The organism is Paenibacillus sp. MT86, assembly GCF_058792535.1.
In genome coordinates, this window is sequence record NZ_CM179499.1 from 2,007,688 (window position 1) to 2,028,801 (window position 21,114).

Sequence of the window (21,114 nt, forward strand, 5' to 3'; positions counted from 1 at the left end):
TTGCGTGTGGGATCGAGCCGGCTTCGCTGAGGAAAACTGAGCTCGCCATCGTAGTCGACCGCCGCGGTCCGTTTGATAGTCGGGATGCTGAGTTAGATAGCACAGAAAAAGAGCGGAACATACATTCACTGACAAATTGTTGACTACAGAAACCTAAGAATATTGAAATCAGTCTGTAATCGAATTATAATGTAATCAGTCCTTCTATCGCTTCTGTTCCCAACGGAAGCCTAATGAGCTGCCATCCTCTGGCCCAAATCATGTCCTCGCGGGACAGCTGATTGATACCTATCCACGAGCCGTGAGCTTAACGGTATCCAATTCCCTTTATGGAGATTAATTACACCACAGGACTAGTCTGTCTTTGTGTACTATAATTGTTCAAATAAATGAACCCGAATGAAAGCATGTTTTCTTTGCTTTCTTCGGGTTCTTTTTGTTGTTATTCAATTAGAGTTGAGCACGCGTCGTTCAACAGCTTGGCAGCGTCAACTGGAGGAACATATCGCAAAGTTGTCGACAGCTGCTTATGGCGTAGTTGGCGCTTAATGGCGATGATGTCAATTCCACTTTTTTGCATCAAGTATGCCGTTGTATGCCGGAAACTATGGGCTGTGACTTTCTTTAGTATTCCGGCTTCCCGACAAAACGCCTTAATGATCCGGTTTAACGCTTCCTTGGTTAAGGGACGATTATTCTCGAAGAAAACCTCTGGATGGCCGGATTTCAGCCATTCTTGTATAGAAGGATGATTCAAATAACGTTCCAACTCTTCAACGAGGGAATCGGGCATGTAAACGACTTCGGATATGGTTTTCTGTCCTTTATTCACTATAATAACCCTGCGCTCAAAATCAATCTGTTCAAGCGTTAACTGTATGATCTCCCTGTTTCGAAGAGCGGTCGTAGTCATTAGCAAAAATAGGGTGAAGTACTTCCGGACAAATGGGTCGGCTTTAATAGCCACTTGAAATAATTTCTGACACTCTTCGAGCGAAAGAGAACGATCAATAATTCGTCTTTCGTAATAAGGGTTTGGGAAATTTTTCATGGGGTTTTGCTTAACCATACCAAGGCCATGGAGTAATGTGAAAAAGTGCTTCAGATAAACTATGTTATTGAAAATGGTATTCTTTGAGGCCTGATATCTTTGCTTCAAGAACTCAATATAACCATCGATGCAATTAGCATCAATAGGACGATAGGTCTCGGATTCCGTGTCGTAGTAAAATTTATCGAAATCCAGTTCTCCATCGTAATCCTGACTAAGGTAGTGCTCAAATTTGAGGAATTGACGGCTATAAGTGTATTTTGCCGATTCTTTAAGATGGGTATGTTTCTTCCAATTGGCATAGTAGGGAGAGTCCAATAATAAGTGGCTCATTTTTTCTCCAGCCTTTCCTTAATTTGCTTCATGACTTCTTGAGCAAATGGGTGCTTGTTAATGGCGTCTCGAAGCTGATCATCGAATAGCCGCAAGTATTTCATTGTGCTGTCGATCGATTCGTGTCCTAAAAGCTTCGAGAGGGTGTATATATCGATCCCTGCTTCAAGGCCTTGAACGGCAAAAGAATGACGAAAAGAGTGAGGACCTAAACGATCTTTGTCTTCCTCCTTTATCGACTGAGACTCGCGAATAATACGTTTTATAAATTGCTGAATGGCTCTAGATGTGATGGGTTTATCCCCGGCAGTGCTTGAAAAGATATAGAGCCTTTGATAATCGGAATCTGGCATCACCTCGCGAGCGCGACTGTATTTTTTCTCTATAAAATCTGTGAGCATCATTAAGGCGAGCTCGTTGATTTTTCGGACTTTCTTGGTATTCTCAGCCCCTTTGGGTGTTACCTTGATTGTTTGAGTATCAGGAGTGATATCACCGATTCTTAGATGGCAGAGCTCGTTTATGCGAATTCCACTCCCAAGGAAAGTCCAGATAATTGCAGTGTAAAGGCTATCGTGGTTACGAGATTGAGCGATCTGCAAGATTTCCGCGATCTGCACTTTAGTAAAGGCTTTTGGTGCGTCATCGTTTGACCATCGAACGCGTAGTATAGTCTTCAAGTCCCCGAGATCCTGATGACCAAAGAATATTTTGTATGTGGTCTTTATGAAGGTTCGAAGAAAGGAAGACTTCTTGGCTTTTGTATTAGGATCCTCATTAAGCTTAATATAGTCGGACAAGAATTCGCCGTTTGATACCTTTTCAAACTGCGGATCGTCGCCAAACTTTTCCTTCACATGTTGCTGGAAAAGTTTCATCTCTGACCGATACGTTGTTTGCGTGGTCCGGCTAAGTCCAGAAAACTTGCTGCTTTGATAGAAAGCATCAACGGCTTCGAGAAATGAAACGTTCCGCACTGCCGGGGGCATATTAGGTTTTGTCTGTGTCTGGACAGGCAAGGTTTCCATAACTTGTCGCATTTTCTCTGGACCATAATGACTTAACATCTGGTTTAATTGTTCCTTGAGTTCAGAGTACTTAGTATCTCGGATTACTTTTGGCATGTGAACAACTCCTATCAGTAGTTGATTTTATTCACGGCATCTGTTAATTGATGTGGACTTCGATGAACATATCGTGCAGTATTTTCTGGCCGGTCATGTCTTGCTAGATACATCAGTAACTGTGGCGGGCAATCCGAACGTTCCGACAGCCTGCTTATGAAAGCATGCCGGAGTAAATGGGGACCTCCCGGATAATTCCAACCAGCGACAAAGGAATAGAGCCTGTAGCGTGCCCGTAATTCGCGAATAATTGCTTGGATATTGTCGCCGAACACATAGTCATTACGAGAACGGCTTGCCATCAGAGATTGAAAATACTTTTGTAATGGTTCAGGTAACGGGAGCAAGACCGATTTCTCGTTTTTGCCGAAGACAGAGATGGTTTTATTCTCTATATTGAGGTCCTCATAACAAATACTTGCTACCTCATGTATCCGCAACCCAAGTAAGAGCATCAACCCAAATGCTGCGAGCTCCAGTATTGGCTGGTCTGAATGACGTAGGATCGTTTGGTAAAAGTTTTGAAGTTCAGCATCGGTCGGTAAATCGCGATAAAGGTACTTCTCATACGGGATTCCGGAGACATCCAAAGTAATGTCTTTAGAGAGCCAGCCTAACTTGAAAAGGTTAGACAATAAGTATCGGATATCGTAGAAACAGTCACTAACCGTGTGTTTGCTATAGACACCTTTCGATGCCAGCCGTAATAAGTACTGCCTGAATTCGATGAGTAGCTCTTCCGTAACCATCGATAAAGGAAGGTCGTTGATCGAGTTACTCTGGAATTGGATGTAATTGGTATGGAGCCAATTCATAAACATGGTGTAACTGAACTTGTACTTGGCAACAGATTTAACTTTCACCCCTGATCGGATTAAATAGATGATGTGCGCATTTATCGCAGGGTGATGGATAACTTGAGTTGCTTCTTCTGGAGACTGACTCTCACAAGGTTTCTTTAGATCGAATTCATACGAGAATAATTTTCTAGATATCGCAAGAATCATGTCTCGTTGAATAAAGTCCGGGTATGATTGTTCCGTGAAATTAATAAGGTCATCTTTATTGGTCAATACCTTGTCTTGAATGGATCGAGCATCAAGCCCAGTGCGGGTTTTGAAAAAATTAATGAGCTCTAGTGCGTATTGAATCAAAGAAAAATAGCTGGTTGATTTGAGTGACTTTTTCTTTTCCAGGAAATCGAGTACTACAGGTGTAAAAATTCGACCTTGGATTTGGGTTTTAAAAAGCCATTCATTCAAGCCATGCGAGCCTAGAGAACTTATTGACGTATCCTCTTCAGGCCATCGGAATGCATACAAGTTATTCAAGAACGACAGCACCTTCTCCCAACTTAGACTTCTAATATCATGATTGCCAGTTGGGGAGGTTTCTAAACATTCTAGCGAAGTAGATTTCGCATAAGAAGCATTCGACGAGATAGTTTTCGCATTTTGCTTCCCAATGATCTGATCGGAATATATCCATATCTCTAATATCCTGATCGTTATCCATCTACATCTCTCCCTCAGATTCTGTTAGTTCGACCGTTCAGACCGCAGTTTTTGCTTAGAAAGGAGGTGGGGTCAGGTGACCCTCATCATTGATGTAAAGGTATCATTTGCTTTAACTTCTGTCCCGGTTGCTCCACATTTGGAGCAAAAACACGTTGGATTTTCGGGTTGTGCGAGGATTTCGGTCGAAAGAAACAAGAATCTGCTCCATATATGGAGAGATGATGATGGATGCCTTGATACGGGATTAAGCTGATGGAGGGTAAAGCTTAGGTTGAAGGTAGATCTTCTTCAACTGGCTTTCCAATTCATCAAGGATGAAATAGATGAAATCACTTATATCAGCAGGCATGATCAAGACTGGTATGAGGTTAAGCAACTAGCAGCTACTGACACACTAACTTTCGGAATTCTGCTGCGGAAGCTCTCCTTGCCTAATCGTCGAAGAGCATTGATTCAGGCTTTTGCTTTAAGGACAGTGGAGCTAAGAACACTCTTGCTGGGGGATTTTTCGGATTCTTCTTCAACGATTTCTGACCTATATCATCCAGTGAAATATAGAAGAAGATTTACCAATGAGCTGCTAGCCCAATTTGGCATCATCCACCGCGTACCTTTTGATTGGGTTTATAAGGATGGGTCTGTTGTAGAGCGATGGAACTTCAAAAATTATGATTTTAGTGGGATAGCTTTAACTCATATGAAAGACATAATCCCGTTATTGAGAATGGCTGAATGCCGAAATAGAAATGTGAATGGATATGCCATCCAGGGAAGCACGGATCAAGAATGTTATATCCGTTTGGAATCACGAGCGGATGTGATCGTCGTTGATCTTTATCAAGCTGACTTATTGAGTTTGGACCAACTCATGTCCGGGCTAAAGTCGACGTCCTTCAAATGGTCTGGCTTCATTACCCAATCCGTTGTGCCTGGGTACCGGTACTGGACATTCATAGGTGCTGAAGATGATTCTGCTATTGTCCGGATCATGGAAGCAAAGCAGAGTTCAAGTATATCCAAAACACCATGCGCTTGTGATAGGACAAACCGCAGACGGAATAAGGTGTATTGAGGTGAAAAGTATGGAGCGAATGCCGACAATCAAAATCGTATATGTGCCTCATACTTTATGTAGTGATTCAGTTCAAGTCTCAAACACCTTATCCGCTGCAGAGGCCAAAAATGCCGTTATCGATTACATCCTAAAGCGTTTGATCTTGAAACCGACTGAATAAGCCGGTTTTTTTGTTTCTCTCTTTGTCCATACTGGAAAGTGATAGTGATAAGAAAGGAGAAGAGCGAACCTCCATGTATACGGCCATATATCCAAGGGTTTCTACAGGCATGCAAGCATCAGAGGGCACAAGCCTTGATGCACAAATTGAGATTTGCATGCGGAAAGCGAAAGACTTGGGAATTCCCGAATCCATGATCAAAGTTTATCGCGAAGAAGGATTCACAGGTGAAGATATCGATCGGCCCGCCATGAATGAATTCAGACAAGATGTTGCGCAAGGGCTGGTCCGTCGCTTGATTGTTACCCACCCCGACCGGTTGACCAGGGACTTGACGGATAAATTAATCCTTTGCCGTGAGCTGGAGCGGAGCAATATCGAGCTGGTGTTCGTGGACACGGAATACCGGAATACGCCGGAAGGGCAGCTTTTTTTCAACCTGATGAGTTCCATAGCACAATACGAGTTGTCTTTAATCAAGAAGCGGACGGTACGCGGAAGACTCAAAGCGGTGGAAAAAGATAAGAAGATCATGCCCATGCGTGTGGCTCCCTATGGATATGATCTTCATGAAAATACCTTGATTATCAATGCGCAGGAAGCCGAATTTGTCCAGAAGATATACCACTGGTATGTTCATGAGAACTATACGCTTCGTGAAATCGGGGATCGACTCTATGCGTTGGGGGCGGTACCCAAACGAGGGGAAAGCAGGAACTGGAGCGCCAGTTCCATTAGAAGGGTTCTTACTTCTGAGGTGTACATCGGCAAGTTCTATTACAATCGTAGAGAAACCCGGAAGATTCGCGGGGAGAAAACCAAGAACGGCACACCGAAAAAAACATATGCCTTTCGCGAGGAAAAGGACTGGATCGAGGTTACCGTGCCAAGTATCATTGACCCGCAACTGTTTGAATTAGCCCAGGTGCAGAAAGAGAAAAACATGAAACGGTCAGGAAATGTAAAGTATGAGTATTTGTTAAAATCCATGATCCGGTGTGGACATTGCGGCAGAATGTGGCAAGCAACTACTTATACAGGCCGGGTAAATAAAGAAACGGGAGAAAAGATCCGTTACACCTGCTACAGATGTCCAAACCTCTTCCCAAAGAAGTATGGTGAAGGAGTTGAGAAGTGCCCAACTCAAACGTTGCGCGCCGATATGTTGGATCATTACGTCTGGCAGCTCATTTTGGAGACATTGTCTAATCCCGATGATTATATGGAGCGGCTGCAAAGCAAATCGAATGAGATTAACCTGGAACTTCAATCCGCCGCGGACCACATCAAACGTCAGCTGGAGCAGAAGGAGAAGGAAAAGGAAAAAATCAAAATCATGTTCAAGCGGGAGGTCATTGATGAGCAGGAGATGCTTACCGAAATGCAAAAGATTAATGCCGGACTAAAGTCGTTGGAGCAAGAGCTTGCCGGGTACGAAAAGCAGTTGTCAGAACAAGCGGAGAAGGAAATATCGGCCAATCGGATTGCCGAGGTCTCCAAGGCTGTCCGAAACTTTATCGAGAGCGCCGGCGACGAGCTTACCCTTGAGGAGAAGCGACATATCCTGGAGACCCTGGTTGATGAAGTTATTATTCGCTACGACGGGAACGAAGTACAGATTACTGCAGTCGGAGCACTAGATGAGTTAAAACGCCAACAATTTATTCAGCATGAGGATGACATCGGTTCGTGTTCACAACCTCAAGAAGTTCGATAACACCGGCGAGGATCTGGAAGATCTCATATCCATCGGCACCATCGGTCTGATCAAAGCCATTGAAAGCTTTCGGCCCAACAAGGGGACGAAGCTGGCGACGTTTGCTGCCCGTTGTATAGAAAACGAAATATTGATGCACTTGCGTTCGCTTAAGAAAACGCGCAAGGACGTATCTCTGCATGATCCGATCGGAACGGACAAAGAGGGGAATGAGATTACTCTTATCGATATCCTCGGGACGGAAGCGGATGACATTGTGGATGCAGTGCAGCTGAAAATCGAAAAGAGCAAAATTTATCGAAATCTGGACATATTGGACGACCGGGAGAAGGAAGTTGTCATAGGACGGTTTGGATTGGAAGCCGGGGGAGAAGAACGGACGCAGCGGGAAATCGCCAAGGAACTGGGAATTTCGCGCAGCTACGTGTCGCGCATTGAGAAGCGGGCGCTGATGAAGCTGTATCATGAGTTTTATAAGCAGAAACGATAAGAAGCGGCTGTTCTCACATCAAAAGGATCGAAGAGGATTGTCTATATAAAGAAAGATAAAGCCACTTCCATATGATGGAAGTGGCTTTATCTTAGTTGTTTCGGGTTAGAAAAAACGATGCTCGGCAAGAGGTTTCGGAAACTAGGCGTGCTCAGTCAAAACCATCATGATGCACGGTGTTATGTAGGGTTCGGCGCGCTCGGCTCGAAGAGTGAGCGCAGATCCAGGCGCGCATGACGCCCGGATTTGAGCTGCTGCCATTGCAGCACGCGGCGGATCGCCATCGGGGCGATGATGCTGCCGATCATGCCGAGCAGATCGGATTGAAGCGCTCTTTGAGCGATGATGTAACCGCAAGAACCGCCGATAAATTCGATGGACATGTAGCGCTTGACGTTGGATAACGAAACGACATAAATCACGAATTCCTTCTCTTTCTTAATGGGCATGGTATACTCCCCCGCTCCCTCATGTCTTTTAACACTGCAGCCAACGGTGTTTCTTCCTGGGGATCGTGTGTTAGATGCGCGTTTTTTACATGCCATTTTATGTATTTTTATAGGCCATTATGCATTCGGTGTCGGGTGAATACAAGCCCTGTTACGACAAAAACCAACCGTCTTGTCCAAATAACGACGGTTGGTTATAAACTCCTACTCAGGTTCCTCTTGTCCCGGATCTGCTTGCATGCTCTCGTCTTCGCCGGGATACTCCCGCTCGATGCCCATATGCAGCCGGCGATCCTCATAATCGAACCGATTCGGAGGCCGCTGATCCTTGCGCCAAGGCGTGCTCTTGCCGAGGGAATCGCTGCGAAGATCGGAACCGTAGGGTCCCTCGGGAAATTCCTCTGCCACCAGATCGTTCCGTTGGGACTCAACGGTAGACAAATCCGTGGACTCCGCTCGTTTTTCCTTCTCAAATCCGTTCATGCTAAAGACCTCCCGAAAAGGTACTTAACGTACCCTTTCAGTGTGCCCTGTATTAGAGGAATCATTCCAATATGTGCGCGGCACCGACTGTGCAAACAAAATATTACAGACCTGCAGCGCCGAATACGTTGTTGAAGGCTTGGCGCGATTTGGCAGCCAGTTCCTCTGGAGTACCCGCCGGTGTGGAAGGCGTCAATATTTCTTGCGTTACCGGGCCCTTATAGCCGATATCGTTCAGCGCCTGAAGGAAGCCTGGCAAATCAATCACGCCCTCACCCGGGTAAAGGCGGTCATTATCGAGTACGTCCCGAATTGGAATGTCCTTGGCATCGTTGATGTGGACATGAACAATCTGGTCTGCGCGCAGCTGCCGGATATCGTCGGTTGTCATCTCGTTGGTGTACCAGTGATAGGCATCATACAGCAGCCCGACATTCGGCTCCCCGATGGCATCGATCCAGTCCAACGTCTCTTGTACCGTCCATATGAACGGGTTCTTCCATTGGGTGCGCAGATGGTGCGGACCGACGAACTCCAGGCCCAATCGGATTCCGTATGCTCCCAGAATGCTGGCGCAGGCCCGCAGCCTGGAAGTGGCCAGCGCCATGAAATGGGCTGCAGGCGCGTCCGTGGAAGGAAGAATGTATGTACAGCAGCGGGTGCTGCCAAGCGCCTTGGCGGCGGCCGCGGCGGCCGGCAGCTTCTCGAGTCCGCTTAGGAACTGCTCGTTCGACCCTCTCCATTCCACCGGGAGACCGATCGCCCCGATTTCCAGTTGGCGGGATTGCAGCATTTCGGCAGCCGCTTCCGCGCCAAGCCGGTCCACAAGACCTTTGGCATCGATATCGACGCTTTGGAATTCATATTTGGCCGCAAGCTCGATAAACTGTAAATCGCTTTCAAGTTTTCCGAGCCCTGCGCTTGTTAAACCTTGCAGCATATTCATCGTCTCCATTCGCTATATGATGTCGTATTGCTAGAGGCGGGTGCTTGTTTATATCAACCCGTTTGGCATTTCATAGTTTCTATTATGATATGTTCAACTCTATAAATCTATGATCGCTTTTTAATTTTTTGAAGAAAGATAACGATGGTGGCCGCGGCCACCATCGTTATTTTGAGAGGATTTTGTAATAAACCGGCATGAATTCCAATCGTTTCGAAGGGGATAAAGGACGTTATGCCGAAATAACCATGTCATATGAACTTTCACTTAACACGCGAAAAGGAGTTAACACAGAATGAATACCATCGAGCAGCGTAAGAAAGAGCTTGGCAACTTGCGTCCGGAACCAACGATCGACGAGCAGGTTTTGAATGTTTTTTGGGAGGGAGTGCTGAAGTCGCATGGGGACAGACCGCTTCGCATGGTTAGTAGACCGGAAGCTACGCCTTATCCCCATATGGAGGTATCTCGGGTAACCTATCATGGATATGATGATACTCCTATCAACGCTTGGCATATAGCGCCGGCTAATCATTCATCGAAAGCAGAGGCCAGGCCGTGTATCGTAACCTTCCCGGGTTATACCGGAGACCGCGGATTTCCTGAACGGTATGCTCATTGGCTGATGCTGGGGTATACGGTGTTTGCCGTCGACGTCAGGGGTCAGGGCGGGGAGACGGGGAATTTGCTGCCGCTGGACAGCGGCGTGGTTAAAGGCTGGGTGTCGCAGGGGATTACGGATATCCATCGCTCCTATTACATGGCCATTGCCATGGATGCCGTGAGAGCCGTGGATGCGGCATCACGGCAGCCGGGAGTGGACCCTGCAAAAATCGCCGTGGTGGGCGGGAGCCAGGGCGGCGGCCTGTCGATGCTGGCAGGGGCGCTGAACCCCAAGGTTGCGGCCATCGTAGCCGACATTCCCAACATGTGCAGGATGGATTACGGCATTTTGTATTCGGTCAGCTCGTTGAACGAAATCGCCCAATACATAAAGCGGTACCCGGAGCAGCTGGATCAGATTTTGGCGCATCTCGCGCATTTTGACATGCTGAATCTCGCACCGCGAATCCAGGCGCCGATCATGGTGTCCGTCGGATGGAAGGATACGGTTTGCATGCCCGAGACCATCTATGCGGCTTACAACCGGATCGAGGCGGCAAAAGAAATCAGGGATTATCCGTTCTCCGGCCATGAAGTCAGTGAGTATCAGAAGCGGGAAGGCGTTTTGTTCCTGGAACGGGTATTTAATCGGAGATAGACAAATGAACGGAACGGGAAAATAGGGCTTTGTCCCGTTCTAAGGATGTGTAAAAATGTGAAAAGAGATCACGCATGAACGGTATATCGCAAGTCGCTTTGTTATATATATGTCATATAAATTAACGTAAAACTAAATGTTGTTAACTTTTTTGACGTTAATGTATTGACAATCCTCTGTGTTTGCCTATAATTAAACCCAAGGACACAACGAACTCGATAAACACCCTATACCTACCCCGGTCAATGTAATAATAATTTACACAAAGGGATGTTGAACCATGATGACAGCAGGCGAACTCAAACAGGATCTTTTGAGGGTTTACAACGCGATAAATAAGAAAATATTTAACGTGGGTGTAAAGCAGCAAAAAGTCGATTTCGTTGGCAACAAAATCATCATTGTGTCGAGGAATAGTAGAGTCCCCGTCCTAAAACTGCTGGATGAGAATTACCCCCTCTCTACCCGGCAGTTGGACCACCTTTTATTCCAGGTGTTCAAGCAGGAGATTAAAACCAGCCTGGAAGAGAAGTTTCCGTTTAAAATCATCTCCATTCTTAAAGACTATGATGCAGAGACCGAGTTTTCCGGTACCATCGTATTCTTGGAGAAGGAGATAGAAACATATCTGAACGACATGCCGGAACTCGGGTAGAGAGCGGGCCGATCGTCAGTTTGGTACCAAGGTACACGTTGGTGTGCGGCTTGGGGCTGGACTGGCGATTTTTTGTTACATCCGCTTTTGAAAATAAATGTGTGTTGTTACTGAAAAAACATGAAAAACAAAGAAGAGGAGGAAGGGCCATGACTCACAAAATCGAAATTTCGGGCGTCAGCAAATGGTTTCGCAGAAACGGGGAAGAGATTCCGGCCATGCGGGAGACGAGTCTGGCGATCGAGGAGGGGCGTTTTGTCAGCATAATCGGTCCCAGCGGTTGCGGCAAATCCACCCTGTTCAACATTATCGCCGGCCTGATGCCTCCTTCCACGGGCAAAGTGATGGCCGACGGAAAGGATATCGTCGGTACGACCGGTTATGTGGGTTATATGCTGCAAAAGGACATGCTTCTGCCATGGCGCACCATTCTCGATAACATCATTCTGGGCATGGAGGTTCGGGGCGTTCCCTACAAGGAAGCCGTGGAGAGGGCGCTGCCCTTGATGGAAAAATACGGTCTGAAGGGCTTTGACAAGCATTATCCGAAGGAACTCTCTGGGGGGATGAAACAGCGTGCCGCGCTGCTGCGGACGCTGCTCTACGACAGGGACATCATTTTGCTGGACGAGCCGTTCGGTGCGCTTGATGCACAGACCCGGTTGACCATGCAGAACTGGCTGCTGCAGATCTGGGAGGACTTTGGCAAAACGGTGCTGTTTGTCACCCACGACATCGATGAAGCGATTTACCTGTCGGATGACATCTACGTATTCTCGTCCAGGCCCGGGCGGATCAAGTCCAAAATCACCGTGACGATGGAGCGTCCACGCAAAACGGAAGACATGACGTCGCCGGCATTCATGGAGCTGAAGCATCATCTCATGGACCTGCTGTCGGCTGGGCATGAGGAAGAGCAAATATCGTAAAGCGAGAAGAACGAAAGGAGAGGGAGCCTGATGGAAACTGCACGCAAAGAGGCTTTTATCGTACATGCCGTGACACCCGCGGAGTCTGCCGCGGGTTCGTCCAAGCGGCCGGAGGTCGTGCCGTACATATTGGATGAAGAGGGACTGGAGCGCCGCAGGAGCCGGCGGATCGTTTGGGGAAGGGCCGCTGTAGCCGTGCTTGTTTTTCTGGTATGGGAAGTGTTCACTCGAATCGGCCTGCTGGACTCCTATTATTGGAGCAGCCCCAGCGCGATCCTTCGCACAACCTGGACCCAAATCACCGAGGGGACCCTGTTAAGGGATATTACGTACACGTCCGGCTCAACCATACTCGGGTTTGTGTTCGGCACCTTCCTCGGTGCACTGCTCGGGCTATCATTCTGGTGGTCGAAATCGTATGCAGGGATCAGCGAGCCGTACCTAATCATACTGAATGCGATGCCAAAACTCGCCTTAGCGCCCGTACTCGTCATTCTGCTCGGAATCGGATTCTTCTCGAAGGTGGCTCTGGCTTTCTCCATGACGGTTGTCGTGTCGGCCCTGTCGGCATACAGCGGCGTGAAGAGCGTGGACCCGGATATGGAAAAGCTGATGTACTCCCTGGGCGCCAAGCGGCATCAGGTCTTTACCAAGGTCGTTGTACCGTGGTCCATGCCCTGGATCATCAGCAGTTTACGGATCAATATTGCCCTTGCGCTGGCAGGTGCCATCGTGGGCGAGTTCATTGCCTCAAGCCAGGGCGTCGGCCGGATGATTATGTATGCAGGAACGATACTGGATATCAACCTCGTGTGGGTGGGCGTCGTCGTCCTGTCGTTGCTGTCCATGGTGATGTACTGGGGCGTGGTCGTACTGGAGAAGTGGTTATCCAAGGGCTTGACCAAGCAATAGCACTGGACACATCCACCAAAAACGAACTATTTCTATTAAAAAGGGGAATTCATATGAACAAAAAAACGAGGAAACGTTCACTGCTGTTCGCACTGGTCATGGTCACCGCCCTGCTTGGCGCCTGCGGCAACGAGAAAAGCGACGGCAGCACCGTCTCCGCTTCCGGCGACGGGAAGCTCAAGAAAATCGTGATCGCCGAGCCGCTCCACTCCACGGGCTATCTTCCCCTGTACGTCGCACAGCGCGAAGGCTACTTCGAGAAAAGAGGGCTGGACGTCGAGGTTATCCAAGCGGCAGGGGGAGCGCACGTAACCGCCGTGGTCAGCGGTGATGCCTGGGGCGTTATCGGCGGGACGGAGTCCAATGCCTTGGCCAACAACAACAATTCCGACCCGATCATCTCGGTCGTCAATGTCGTCAATCGGGCGAACGTGTATTTAATGGCTAAGAAGGGCACCGCGCCTGCGAGCGATTCCCCCGAGGACCTGAAGGCATTTTTGCAAGGAAAAAAGATTAACGCCGGCCGCCATGGAGGGACACCGAATCTCTTAACCCGCTATCTGCTGATTCAGCTGGGGCTCGATCCGGAGAAGGATGTGCAGCTGCTGGAGCCGGCCGACGGCTCCACGGTGGTGACGATGGTTCAACAGGGCGCAGCCGATATCGCCAATGGAGCCGAACCGCAAATCAGCGACGGAATTTCGAAGAACGTGTGGGAGGAGCCGTTTTACAAGTTTCATGATCTCGGGGATTTCTCGTATTCGGTGCTCAGTGTGAAGAAGTCTACCATCGAGAAGGATCCGGAAGCCGTTCAAAGCTTTACCGATGCCATCATCGAAGCGCTTGAAGTCGTCCAGTCGGATAAGGAACTGGCCAAGAAGAATCTGAAAGCCGAATTCCCTACATTATCCGAGGATGCGATACAAGCTGCGCTGGACCGTGCCTATGCGGACAATCTGTGGAGCTTGGACGGGATGATTTCGGAAGAAGCGTTGAAGCATGATATGGATGTCATGATAGAGACCGGAATTTTTAAAGGGGATTATACCTATGATGCCCTGGTGGATATGCAGTTTGTGAACCAATCCAAGAAGTGAAATTTCAAATATACGGGCCTGAATGGGAGAGTGTCACGATGAAATCTTTGAATCAACTGATGCTGGGAAGCAAAGCGGCGGTGATCGTGGTGGATGTGCAAAACGATTATTGCCATCCGGAGGGGGCATTGCCTAGAGCGGGCTGCGATGTTAGCGGGGTGGCGGAGATGATGCCGCAGCTGCATAAGCTGCTTCATTCCGCCAGGGAGCTGAATGTGCCGATTATCTTCATCCAAACGCTGCATGAAAGAGCGACGGATTCCGAGGCCTGGACGACCAGGTCCTCCGGACGCTCGGCTCATGTGTGCCGAAGGGGAAGCTGGGGAGCGGAATTTTACGAGATCACGCCCGAGGCGGACGATATCATTGTCAATAAACACCGGTACAGCGCATTTGTGAATACTAGGCTGGATTCGGTATTAAAGACGCTGAAGATCGAGACCTTGATCATGACGGGGGTCAGCACCAATGTGTGCGTGGAATCGACGGCCCGGGACGGCTTCATGCTGGATTATCATATCGTGCTTGCGTCGGATGCCTGCGCGTCGTATTCGCAAACGGCCCATGACATGACGCTCGAGAATATCGAGGGTTATTTCGGGAAAGTTAGTGAGGTGGCGCGGCTTATCGATATTTGGATGGATAAAAAAGCCGAGGAGCCAGTGCGGCCGAAATCCGCGGCGCATCCGGCCATCGGTTAGCTTGCACGGTACGCAGGTTCAAGCAGAGTGGAGCTCTCCGCATGGGGGGCTTTTTCTCTGAGCGGCACCGAAATTCATGAATAAAGCGGGTGAGTCCTGCATGAACAGCACATCAAGGATGATCGTTCAATACACCATATGTTTAGGGGCATTTCTGTCCAATCTGTCGGCCGGCATGTTCAACATCGCGCTTGTAGATATCGCAAGAACATTCGATTCCGGTATCCCCGCGGCACAGTGGATCGTGACCGCATATTTGCTCGTCATCTCCATCCTGCTCCCGGTCATGGGTAAGCTGGGGGACATGCTGGGCAGGCGGAAGATCCACAATATCGGCTATTTCGTGTTTATGGCCGGTGCGCTATGCTGCGCATTGTCTCCTTCCTTAAACGGTCTGATATCTTCCCGGATTCTTCAAGGCATCGGAGCGGCCATGTATCAAGCCACGAATATGGCGCTCATCATCTCCGTGTTTCCGAAGGAACAGCGCGGTAAAGCGCTGGGATTAATCAGCACGTTCGTGGCTGCGGGCTCCATGATCGGTCCGAGCCTTGGCGGAATCTTGATTCAATGGTTTTCGTGGCGGAGCAATTTTTGGCTGCTTACGGCGATCTCGCTGGTTGCATGGATATTCGCGCAGCGTTTCATTCCGAAGGACGAGCCGGATCAAGGCGTGAGCCGGCTGGACGTGCCGGGGGCTGCCTTTTTTGCGATATCCTTGACCGGACTGGTCACGGCCGTGAATTTGGGGGCTCAGTGGGGATGGGGTTCCTGGCAGGTTACGCTGCTGTTCATGATGTTCGGGGCAGGAGCCGCCGCATTCATCGGGTGGTGCCTGTCTTCCCGCTGGGAGCGAAAAGGGAAGGGCCATCTTCCATTTATGAAGCTGGATCTGTTTCGGGATGCAGGCGTTAGCGTCGGAATCCTCATTACCATCATCACCTATATGGCCGCTTTCTCCGCGCAGCTTGTGCTGCCGGTGTTTTTGCTCAGCGAGCTGGGCATCGAACCTGCGACGGCAGGGCTGATCATGATGGGGTACCCGTTGTCGTTGATCATATTCTCCCCCTTAAGCGGAAGCTTGTCGGACAAGCTGGGGACATTCCCGTTATTGTCTGCCGGCTTGCTGGCCATGACGGCGGCGCTAATCGTGCTGGGCTTTGTATCGCCTGCGTATCCGATCTTCTTCCTGATTCTGCTTATCGTCCTGCTCGGCGGTTCCATGGGCTTGATCACGCCGCCGAACAATTCCCTGGTGATGGGCAGGACGTCCAAAACGGACCTCGGACTGATCAGCAGCATTTTGGCGCTGTCGCGAAATCTGGGGATGATGTTTGGCACGGCGGCGGGAGGCGCCATGCTGGCGCTTCCGGGTCAGGCGGCAGGGGGGCTTATCGGATTTCGGATGATATTTGTGCTGAATACGGCGCTGGTTGCCATCGTTTATATCACGATGCTCATATCGTTTCGCTTCGCCAGGCATAAGGAGACGTTATCTTCGTAAAGGCAGAAAGAAAAAAAGGGTATCCCGCAGTCTGTTCAAGACCTGCAGGATACCCTTTTCCATTTTCGTTTGGCTTACGCGCGGTCCAGGATCGTCTGGAGCGTCGTGCGGTCCAAGCCCTTGACGAGCTTGATCAGAAGCTCTTTGGCTGCCTCGTAGTCGTCCGTGTGGATGATGGACGAAGAGGTGTGGATATACCGGGAGCAAATGCCGATGATGGTGGACGGAACGCCGATGCCGCTTAAATGCACTTGGCCAGCGTCCGTGCCGCCCGGCGACACAAAGTATTGGTATTTGATTTTGTTTGTCTCCGCCGTATCCTGAACGTACTCGACCATGCCGCGATGGGTCAGCATCGTCGGATCGAAGATGCGAAGCAGCGCGCCTTGACCCAATTGGCCGAACTGGCTCTTGTCGCCCATCATGTCGTTCGCTGCGCTGGCGTCCAGACCGAAGAAAATATCCGGCTGAATCAGGTTTGCCGAAGTGCGGGCTCCGCGAAGGCCCAGCTCTTCCTGCACGGTCGCACCGGCGTATACCGTGTTGGGCAGCTTCTCGCCATGGAGCGCCTGGACCAGCTCGATGGCAAGGCCTACGCCGTAGCGGTTATCCCATGCCTTGGCCATGATTTTTTTCGGATTGGCCAGCGGCGTGAATTCGCAGATCGGAACGACTTGCAGGCCTGGACGAATACCGAACGACTCCGCTTCGGCCTTGTTGTCGGCGCCGATATCGATATACATCGTTTTGATGTCGACCGGTTTGCTGCGCTGCGCTTCATCCAGCAGATGCGTAGGAATGGAGCCGACAACCCCGACGACCGGGCCGTTGTCCGTGATGATCTGCAGGCGCTGGGCAAGCACGGCTTGGCTCCACCAGCCGCCGAGCGGCTGGAAACGAACCATGCCCGCTTCGGTTATGCCGGTTACCATGAAGCCGACTTCATCCATGTGTCCGGCCACCATGACTTTCGGACCTTCATCGTTGCCGCGAAGGACCGCGAACAAACTGCCCAGCCGATCCTGCACGAACTCATCTGTATATGGAGAGAGGGCATCCTTCACCCAAGAACGGAGTTCCCTCTCAAAGCCCGGTGCAGCAGGGAATTCCGTTAATGTACGGAATAATTCCAGTGTTGATTCATTCATGACGAAATCGCTCCTTTAGAAAAGGTATGTAAGAGTTTTTCCTTTTCTAGTATGCCCCTATACATCCGAAAAGTCTACAAAGCCGGCTTCGTCAGGCTGCGTTATATAAATGTAAGTGGAACAAGCACCCCCTATCCTGGACGGGAATACGATATAGAAAAACATGTGGATGTTTGTTGTCAGCGGGAAGGGGCAGAATATGAACCGCCATGGGATTGATGGATACGACTATCATGCCGAAGTCCGAGAACTTCTGCTCATTATGGTCTTGTTCATCCTACTCGTCATTTTATTGAAATACATTCTTATATAACGGCCGGCTCCAAACGAATCAAGTCAGCGAGTTTGAAAATCAGCTTTCAGGATGCTCCTGGAAGCTGATTTTCGCGTTGGCGTCACTATGGCCGGACAAGCCATGATGCGTCGGCGAGAAGGATGATTTTCCAAACATAAAGGGAGATCATTCAAAGCATAATGATATGTGAGTGATATCCATAGCGGCTTTTCAGCGTTTGTTCAAAAGGATTCCATACTTAACCAATTGCGGAGGTGTATTGAAATGTCAGGCTCCAACCAAAAGCCTAAGTCTGATATCACCACGATGAGCTCGGCGGAATATCAGACGATTGCCAAAAAGCATGAGCCTCCCCGCGCCGTGCTTAAAAATTGCTTGCGCGCTTTTTTGGTGGGAGGCCTCATCTGTCTGATCGGCCAATGCATTCAGCGTTTTTTTATGTCCGTATTCGATATGAGCACCACCGAAGCGAGCAATCCCACGGTCGCCGTATTGATCATCCTCTCCGTCATTCTGACGAGCTTCGGCGTATATGACAAAATCGCGCAATGGGCCGGAGCGGGCAGCGCCGTGCCGGTCACGGGGTTTGCGAACTCCATGTGTTCCGCTGCGCTTGAACATCGTGCAGAGGGATTGGTTCTCGGGGTCGGAGCCAGCATGTTCAAGCTGGCGGGCTCCGTGATCGTATTTGGTACCGTGGCTGCGTTCATTATCGGTATCATTTACGCTATTTTCGGCATCGAGGGGAGGTAACGCGATTATGAAGGTGATCGGTCAAACATGGCAGTTCGAGAACAAACCCGTCATTATCAGCACGGGGACGATCGTTGGCCCTGAAGAAGGGGAAGGTCCGCTGGCCAACGATTTCGACTTTGTCTACGACAATATTGAGATCAACGAAAAAACATGGGAAAAGGCGGAACGGAAGCTGCTGGAGGACGCGTCGAGAAAAGCCGTCGAAAAGGCAGGCATCAAGGAAGACCAGCTGCAGTTTTTCGTGGGCGGGGACTTGATGAACCAGATCATCAGCAGTTCGTTTGCCGCCAGACAGATGGGCGTGCCGTATATCGGCGTGTTCGGTGCTTGCTCCACATCGATGGAGAGCCTTGCGGTCGCCTCCATGCTTGTCGATTCGGGCGGAGCCCAGTATGTCATGGCTGGTACGGCCAGCCATAACTGTACCGTCGAGAAGCAGTTCCGGTATCCGACGGAATACGGATCACAGAAACCGCCTTATGCGCAATATACGATCACGGGAGCAGGCTGCTCCGTCGTTTCGGACAAGGGAGACGGACCTGCCGTGACGTATGCCACCATCGGCAAGGTGGTCGATCTGGGCATCAAAGATCCGTTCAACATGGGGGCGGCGATGGCTCCGGCGGCGGCCGACACGATCACGAAGCACTTTAAGGACACGGGCCGGCAGGCGAAGGATTATGATCTGATCGTGACGGGCGATCTTGCTTCGGTTGGGCTTCCCATTGCCAAGGACCTCCTGCAGCAGAACGATGTCATCATGGACGGCACGGTATTTGCCGATTGCGGCTTAATGATCTACGACATGGAAAAACAGAAATACGTCAACGCAGGGGGCAGCGGCTGCGGCTGCTCGGCGGTTGTCACCTACGGCCATATTTTGAAACGGATGCGCAAAGGCGAATTGAAAAAGGTGCTGGTCGTTGCTACCGGTGCCTTGCTGTCGCCCCTTTCTTACCAGCAGGGTGAGAGCATTCCGTGTATCGCTCACGCCGTAGCCTTAGAGATGGGAGGATAACAAGATGCAGTTTTTATGGGCGTTTATTATTGGCGGATTGATTTGCGTCATTGGGCAAATTATGATGGACGTTATTAAACTGACGCCGGCGCATACGATGAGTACGCTGGTGGTTGCAGGGGCCATCGCGGACGGCTTCGGATTGTACGAGCCGCTGGTGAAATTCGCGGGAGCGGGAGCCTCCGTGCCGATCACGAGTTTTGGCAACTCGCTTGTGCACGGCGCGTTGACGGAGCTGGGGAGGGACGGCTGGATCGGGGTCGTGACGGGGATATTCGAAGTAACCAGCGCGGGGATATCCTCGGCGATCATTTTCTCCTTCCTGGCAGCGCTGTTCGTTCGTCCGAAGGGATAACACCCTTGAACATCCAGAAGCAAAAGATCTCGGCTTTATGCCGGGGTCTTTTTTTTCTGCCTAAAGGGCCTGTAAGAAGGAGAACAACCAAAATATCTCTACGAATGTACTCCGGGACTTCGATCATGTACAATAGTACTAAATTAAGTATTTATTCCCTTACAGGAGGTTAGTCATACATGCCCGTAAGCCAAGAATCCATGAAAATCATTACCTCGGTACGAACCAATCTGGAGTCGTGCCTGCTAGGCAAAGAATTTGAGATCCAATTGCTCCTTACGGCGCTGCTCGCTGGCGGACATGTACTGATCGAAGATGTGCCCGGCACGGGAAAGACCCAACTGATCAAAGCACTAGCGAAATCCATGCAGGGGGATTACCGCCGCATTCAATGCAACCCGGATATCCTCCCGAGTGATATAACAGGCGTTTCCGTTTTCCACCCTCGAGACGAGATGTTTTACTTCCGACCAGGTCCGGTCATGACCAATATTTTGCTGGCGGACGAAATCAACCGGGCCACAACCAAAACGCAGTCGGCCCTGCTGGAAGTGATGGAGGAGCGCAGCGTAACGGTGGACGGGGCTACCCACGAACTCCCGCATCCTTTCATGCTGTGCGCGACCCAGAACCCGATTGATTTTGAAGGCACCTATATGCTTCCGGAAGCGCAGCTGGACCGGTTCATGCTGAAGCTGAGCCTGGGTTACCCTGATGCCGCCACGGAGAAGCAGCTGATGTACCGTTCGCGCGACGGGCAGCTGTCGGACAAGCTTCAGCCTGTGACGCATATGGATAAGATTTCATCCATTCAGCGCGAGATTCGCGAGGTATTCATCGGCGAGCCCGTTGCCGATTACCTGCTGAATATCACCCGTTCGACCCGTGAGCACCCTTCCGTTATGCTGGGCGCAAGTCCACGGGCCACCCTGTCCTTCATGAATGCGGTTAAAGCCTATGCCTTTCTGCAAGAGCGGGATTACGTTCTGCCAGATGACGTGAAGACGCTTGCTCCCTACGTACTTTCGCACCGGATCATGCTGCGTCCGGAAGCCAGGCTCGACAATGCGAGTCCGGAGTCGGTGCTTGAGTTTATACTCCGTCAGGTTAAAGTGCCTGTTCAGATGGGGAGATAGGC

21 protein-coding genes are annotated in these 21,114 nt (G+C 49.9%); 14 read left to right on the forward strand and 7 right to left on the reverse strand.

Features of this window, described 5'->3' with window-relative positions:
• Nucleotides 1-442 precede the first annotated feature (442 nt).
• Genes AC3RCL_RS08620 through AC3RCL_RS08630 form a run of 3 tightly spaced genes read right to left on the reverse strand, consistent with a single transcriptional unit; the run spans nt 443 to nt 3,839 of the window.
• Nucleotides 443-1,384, reverse strand: coding sequence for a tyrosine-type recombinase/integrase (locus tag AC3RCL_RS08620; RefSeq protein WP_379270127.1), 942 nt, complete (start codon nt 1,382-1,384; stop codon nt 443-445).
• Nucleotides 1,381-2,508, reverse strand: coding sequence for a tyrosine-type recombinase/integrase (locus AC3RCL_RS08625; RefSeq protein WP_492535198.1), 1,128 nt, complete (start codon nt 2,506-2,508; stop codon nt 1,381-1,383). Before AC3RCL_RS08625 ends, AC3RCL_RS08620 begins: the two co-directional genes overlap by 4 nt.
• 14 nt (nt 2,509-2,522) lie before the next feature.
• Complete coding sequence (locus AC3RCL_RS08630) at nt 2,523-3,839, reverse strand: tyrosine-type recombinase/integrase (protein WP_492535199.1); 1,317 nt, start codon at nt 3,837-3,839, stop codon at nt 2,523-2,525.
• A 457-nt stretch (nt 3,840-4,296) separates the two neighbouring features.
• On the opposite strand from AC3RCL_RS08630, the gene AC3RCL_RS08635 reads away from it, so the two are divergent.
• The 3 genes from AC3RCL_RS08635 (at nt 4,297) to sigK (ending at nt 7,467) form a co-directional block, all read left to right on the forward strand.
• Nucleotides 4,297-5,097 carry a hypothetical protein gene (locus AC3RCL_RS08635; RefSeq protein WP_492535200.1) on the forward strand — a complete coding sequence of 267 codons (801 nt, stop codon included), beginning with the start codon at nt 4,297-4,299 and terminating at the stop codon, nt 5,095-5,097.
• 272 nt (nt 5,098-5,369) lie between these two features.
• Entirely contained in the window at nt 5,370-6,977 is a 1,608-nt protein-coding gene (locus AC3RCL_RS08640) for a recombinase family protein (RefSeq protein WP_492535201.1), read from the forward strand.
• The gene (sigK, locus tag AC3RCL_RS08645; RefSeq protein WP_492535202.1) at nt 6,931-7,467 is read left to right on the forward strand and encodes an RNA polymerase sporulation sigma factor SigK; all 537 of its coding nucleotides are present in this window, start codon (nt 6,931-6,933) and stop codon (nt 7,465-7,467) included. Before AC3RCL_RS08640 ends, sigK begins: the two co-directional genes overlap by 47 nt.
• A gap of 179 nt (nt 7,468-7,646) precedes the next feature.
• On the opposite strand, the gene AC3RCL_RS08650 is transcribed toward sigK, so the two are convergent.
• From AC3RCL_RS08650 to AC3RCL_RS08660, 3 genes are all read right to left on the reverse strand, one after another.
• The gene (locus AC3RCL_RS08650) at nt 7,647-7,916 is read right to left on the reverse strand and encodes a hypothetical protein (RefSeq protein ID WP_492535203.1); all 270 of its coding nucleotides are present in this window, start codon (nt 7,914-7,916) and stop codon (nt 7,647-7,649) included.
• Between the two features lie 204 nt (nt 7,917-8,120).
• Entirely contained in the window at nt 8,121-8,399 is a 279-nt protein-coding gene (locus tag AC3RCL_RS08655) for a hypothetical protein (protein WP_213577375.1), read from the reverse strand.
• A gap of 103 nt (nt 8,400-8,502) precedes the next feature.
• Nucleotides 8,503-9,339, reverse strand: a complete 837-nt coding sequence (locus tag AC3RCL_RS08660; RefSeq protein ID WP_375121061.1) for a sugar phosphate isomerase/epimerase family protein — start codon at nt 9,337-9,339, stop codon at nt 8,503-8,505.
• Between the two features lie 301 nt (nt 9,340-9,640).
• On the opposite strand from AC3RCL_RS08660, the gene AC3RCL_RS08665 reads away from it, so the two are divergent.
• From AC3RCL_RS08665 to AC3RCL_RS08695, 7 genes are all read left to right on the forward strand, one after another.
• A complete protein-coding gene (locus tag AC3RCL_RS08665; RefSeq protein WP_096773009.1) occupies nt 9,641-10,606 on the forward strand; it encodes an acetylxylan esterase in 966 nt (321 codons plus the stop codon).
• A gap of 280 nt (nt 10,607-10,886) precedes the next feature.
• A complete protein-coding gene (locus tag AC3RCL_RS08670) occupies nt 10,887-11,261 on the forward strand; it encodes a Na-translocating system protein MpsC family protein (RefSeq protein ID WP_009592183.1) in 375 nt (124 codons plus the stop codon).
• A 149-nt stretch (nt 11,262-11,410) separates the two neighbouring features.
• Nucleotides 11,411-12,190, forward strand: coding sequence for an ABC transporter ATP-binding protein (locus AC3RCL_RS08675; protein WP_009592193.1), 780 nt, complete (start codon nt 11,411-11,413; stop codon nt 12,188-12,190).
• Nucleotides 12,191-12,220: 30 nt separating this feature from the next.
• Nucleotides 12,221-13,102: an ABC transporter permease gene (locus AC3RCL_RS08680; RefSeq protein WP_090911916.1), complete on the forward strand. Its 882-nt coding sequence runs from the start codon at nt 12,221-12,223 to the stop codon at nt 13,100-13,102.
• 53 nt (nt 13,103-13,155) lie between these two features.
• Entirely contained in the window at nt 13,156-14,199 is a 1,044-nt protein-coding gene (locus AC3RCL_RS08685) for an ABC transporter substrate-binding protein (RefSeq protein ID WP_192569255.1), read from the forward strand.
• Nucleotides 14,200-14,237: 38 nt separating this feature from the next.
• Entirely contained in the window at nt 14,238-14,900 is a 663-nt protein-coding gene (locus AC3RCL_RS08690) for a cysteine hydrolase family protein (protein ID WP_492535204.1), read from the forward strand.
• 100 nt (nt 14,901-15,000) lie between these two features.
• Nucleotides 15,001-16,404, forward strand: coding sequence for an MFS transporter (locus AC3RCL_RS08695; RefSeq protein ID WP_192569253.1), 1,404 nt, complete (start codon nt 15,001-15,003; stop codon nt 16,402-16,404).
• 74 nt (nt 16,405-16,478) lie between these two features.
• On the opposite strand, the gene AC3RCL_RS08700 is transcribed toward AC3RCL_RS08695, so the two are convergent.
• Nucleotides 16,479-17,552, reverse strand: coding sequence for a M42 family metallopeptidase (locus tag AC3RCL_RS08700; protein ID WP_009592187.1), 1,074 nt, complete (start codon nt 17,550-17,552; stop codon nt 16,479-16,481).
• Between the two features lie 559 nt (nt 17,553-18,111).
• Between AC3RCL_RS08700 and spoVAC the strand changes: the two genes are divergently transcribed.
• The 4 genes from spoVAC to AC3RCL_RS08720 all read left to right on the forward strand — a co-directional run bounded on the left by spoVAC (nt 18,112) and on the right by AC3RCL_RS08720 (nt 21,112).
• Entirely contained in the window at nt 18,112-18,600 is a 489-nt protein-coding gene (gene spoVAC, locus AC3RCL_RS08705) for a stage V sporulation protein AC (RefSeq protein WP_015734151.1), read from the forward strand.
• Between the two features lie 7 nt (nt 18,601-18,607).
• A complete protein-coding gene (gene spoVAD / locus AC3RCL_RS08710; RefSeq protein ID WP_096773012.1) occupies nt 18,608-19,621 on the forward strand; it encodes a stage V sporulation protein AD in 1,014 nt (337 codons plus the stop codon).
• Nucleotides 19,622-19,625: 4 nt separating this feature from the next.
• The gene (spoVAE, locus tag AC3RCL_RS08715) at nt 19,626-19,976 is read left to right on the forward strand and encodes a stage V sporulation protein AE (protein ID WP_015734153.1); all 351 of its coding nucleotides are present in this window, start codon (nt 19,626-19,628) and stop codon (nt 19,974-19,976) included.
• A gap of 179 nt (nt 19,977-20,155) precedes the next feature.
• Nucleotides 20,156-21,112: an AAA family ATPase gene (locus AC3RCL_RS08720; protein WP_009592163.1), complete on the forward strand. Its 957-nt coding sequence runs from the start codon at nt 20,156-20,158 to the stop codon at nt 21,110-21,112.
• Nucleotides 21,113-21,114 lie beyond the last annotated feature (2 nt).

Excerpts from the sequence above, each read along its gene's own strand:
- AC3RCL_RS08620 (WP_379270127.1), bottom strand. The coding sequence starts at position 1,384 with ATGAGCCACTTATTATTGGACTCTCCCTACTATGCCAATTGGAAGAAA.
- AC3RCL_RS08625 (WP_492535198.1), bottom strand. The coding sequence starts at position 2,508 with ATGCCAAAAGTAATCCGAGATACTAAGTACTCTGAACTCAAGGAACAA.
- AC3RCL_RS08640 (WP_492535201.1), top strand. The coding sequence starts at position 5,370 with ATGCAAGCATCAGAGGGCACAAGCCTTGATGCACAAATTGAGATTTGC.
- sigK (WP_492535202.1), top strand. The coding sequence starts at position 6,931 with ATGAGGATGACATCGGTTCGTGTTCACAACCTCAAGAAGTTCGATAAC.
- AC3RCL_RS08650 (WP_492535203.1), bottom strand. The coding sequence starts at position 7,916 with ATGCCCATTAAGAAAGAGAAGGAATTCGTGATTTATGTCGTTTCGTTA.
- AC3RCL_RS08655 (WP_213577375.1), bottom strand. The coding sequence starts at position 8,399 with ATGAACGGATTTGAGAAGGAAAAACGAGCGGAGTCCACGGATTTGTCT.
- AC3RCL_RS08660 (WP_375121061.1), bottom strand. The coding sequence starts at position 9,339 with ATGCTGCAAGGTTTAACAAGCGCAGGGCTCGGAAAACTTGAAAGCGAT.
- AC3RCL_RS08665 (WP_096773009.1), top strand. The coding sequence starts at position 9,641 with ATGAATACCATCGAGCAGCGTAAGAAAGAGCTTGGCAACTTGCGTCCG.
- AC3RCL_RS08670 (WP_009592183.1), top strand. The coding sequence starts at position 10,887 with ATGATGACAGCAGGCGAACTCAAACAGGATCTTTTGAGGGTTTACAAC.
- AC3RCL_RS08675 (WP_009592193.1), top strand. The coding sequence starts at position 11,411 with ATGACTCACAAAATCGAAATTTCGGGCGTCAGCAAATGGTTTCGCAGA.
- AC3RCL_RS08680 (WP_090911916.1), top strand. The coding sequence starts at position 12,221 with ATGGAAACTGCACGCAAAGAGGCTTTTATCGTACATGCCGTGACACCC.
- AC3RCL_RS08685 (WP_192569255.1), top strand. The coding sequence starts at position 13,156 with ATGAACAAAAAAACGAGGAAACGTTCACTGCTGTTCGCACTGGTCATG.
- AC3RCL_RS08690 (WP_492535204.1), top strand. The coding sequence starts at position 14,238 with ATGAAATCTTTGAATCAACTGATGCTGGGAAGCAAAGCGGCGGTGATC.
- AC3RCL_RS08695 (WP_192569253.1), top strand. The coding sequence starts at position 15,001 with ATGAACAGCACATCAAGGATGATCGTTCAATACACCATATGTTTAGGG.
- AC3RCL_RS08700 (WP_009592187.1), bottom strand. The coding sequence starts at position 17,552 with ATGAATGAATCAACACTGGAATTATTCCGTACATTAACGGAATTCCCT.
- spoVAC (WP_015734151.1), top strand. The coding sequence starts at position 18,112 with ATGTCAGGCTCCAACCAAAAGCCTAAGTCTGATATCACCACGATGAGC.
- spoVAD (WP_096773012.1), top strand. The coding sequence starts at position 18,608 with ATGAAGGTGATCGGTCAAACATGGCAGTTCGAGAACAAACCCGTCATT.
- spoVAE (WP_015734153.1), top strand. The coding sequence starts at position 19,626 with ATGCAGTTTTTATGGGCGTTTATTATTGGCGGATTGATTTGCGTCATT.
- AC3RCL_RS08720 (WP_009592163.1), top strand. The coding sequence starts at position 20,156 with ATGCCCGTAAGCCAAGAATCCATGAAAATCATTACCTCGGTACGAACC.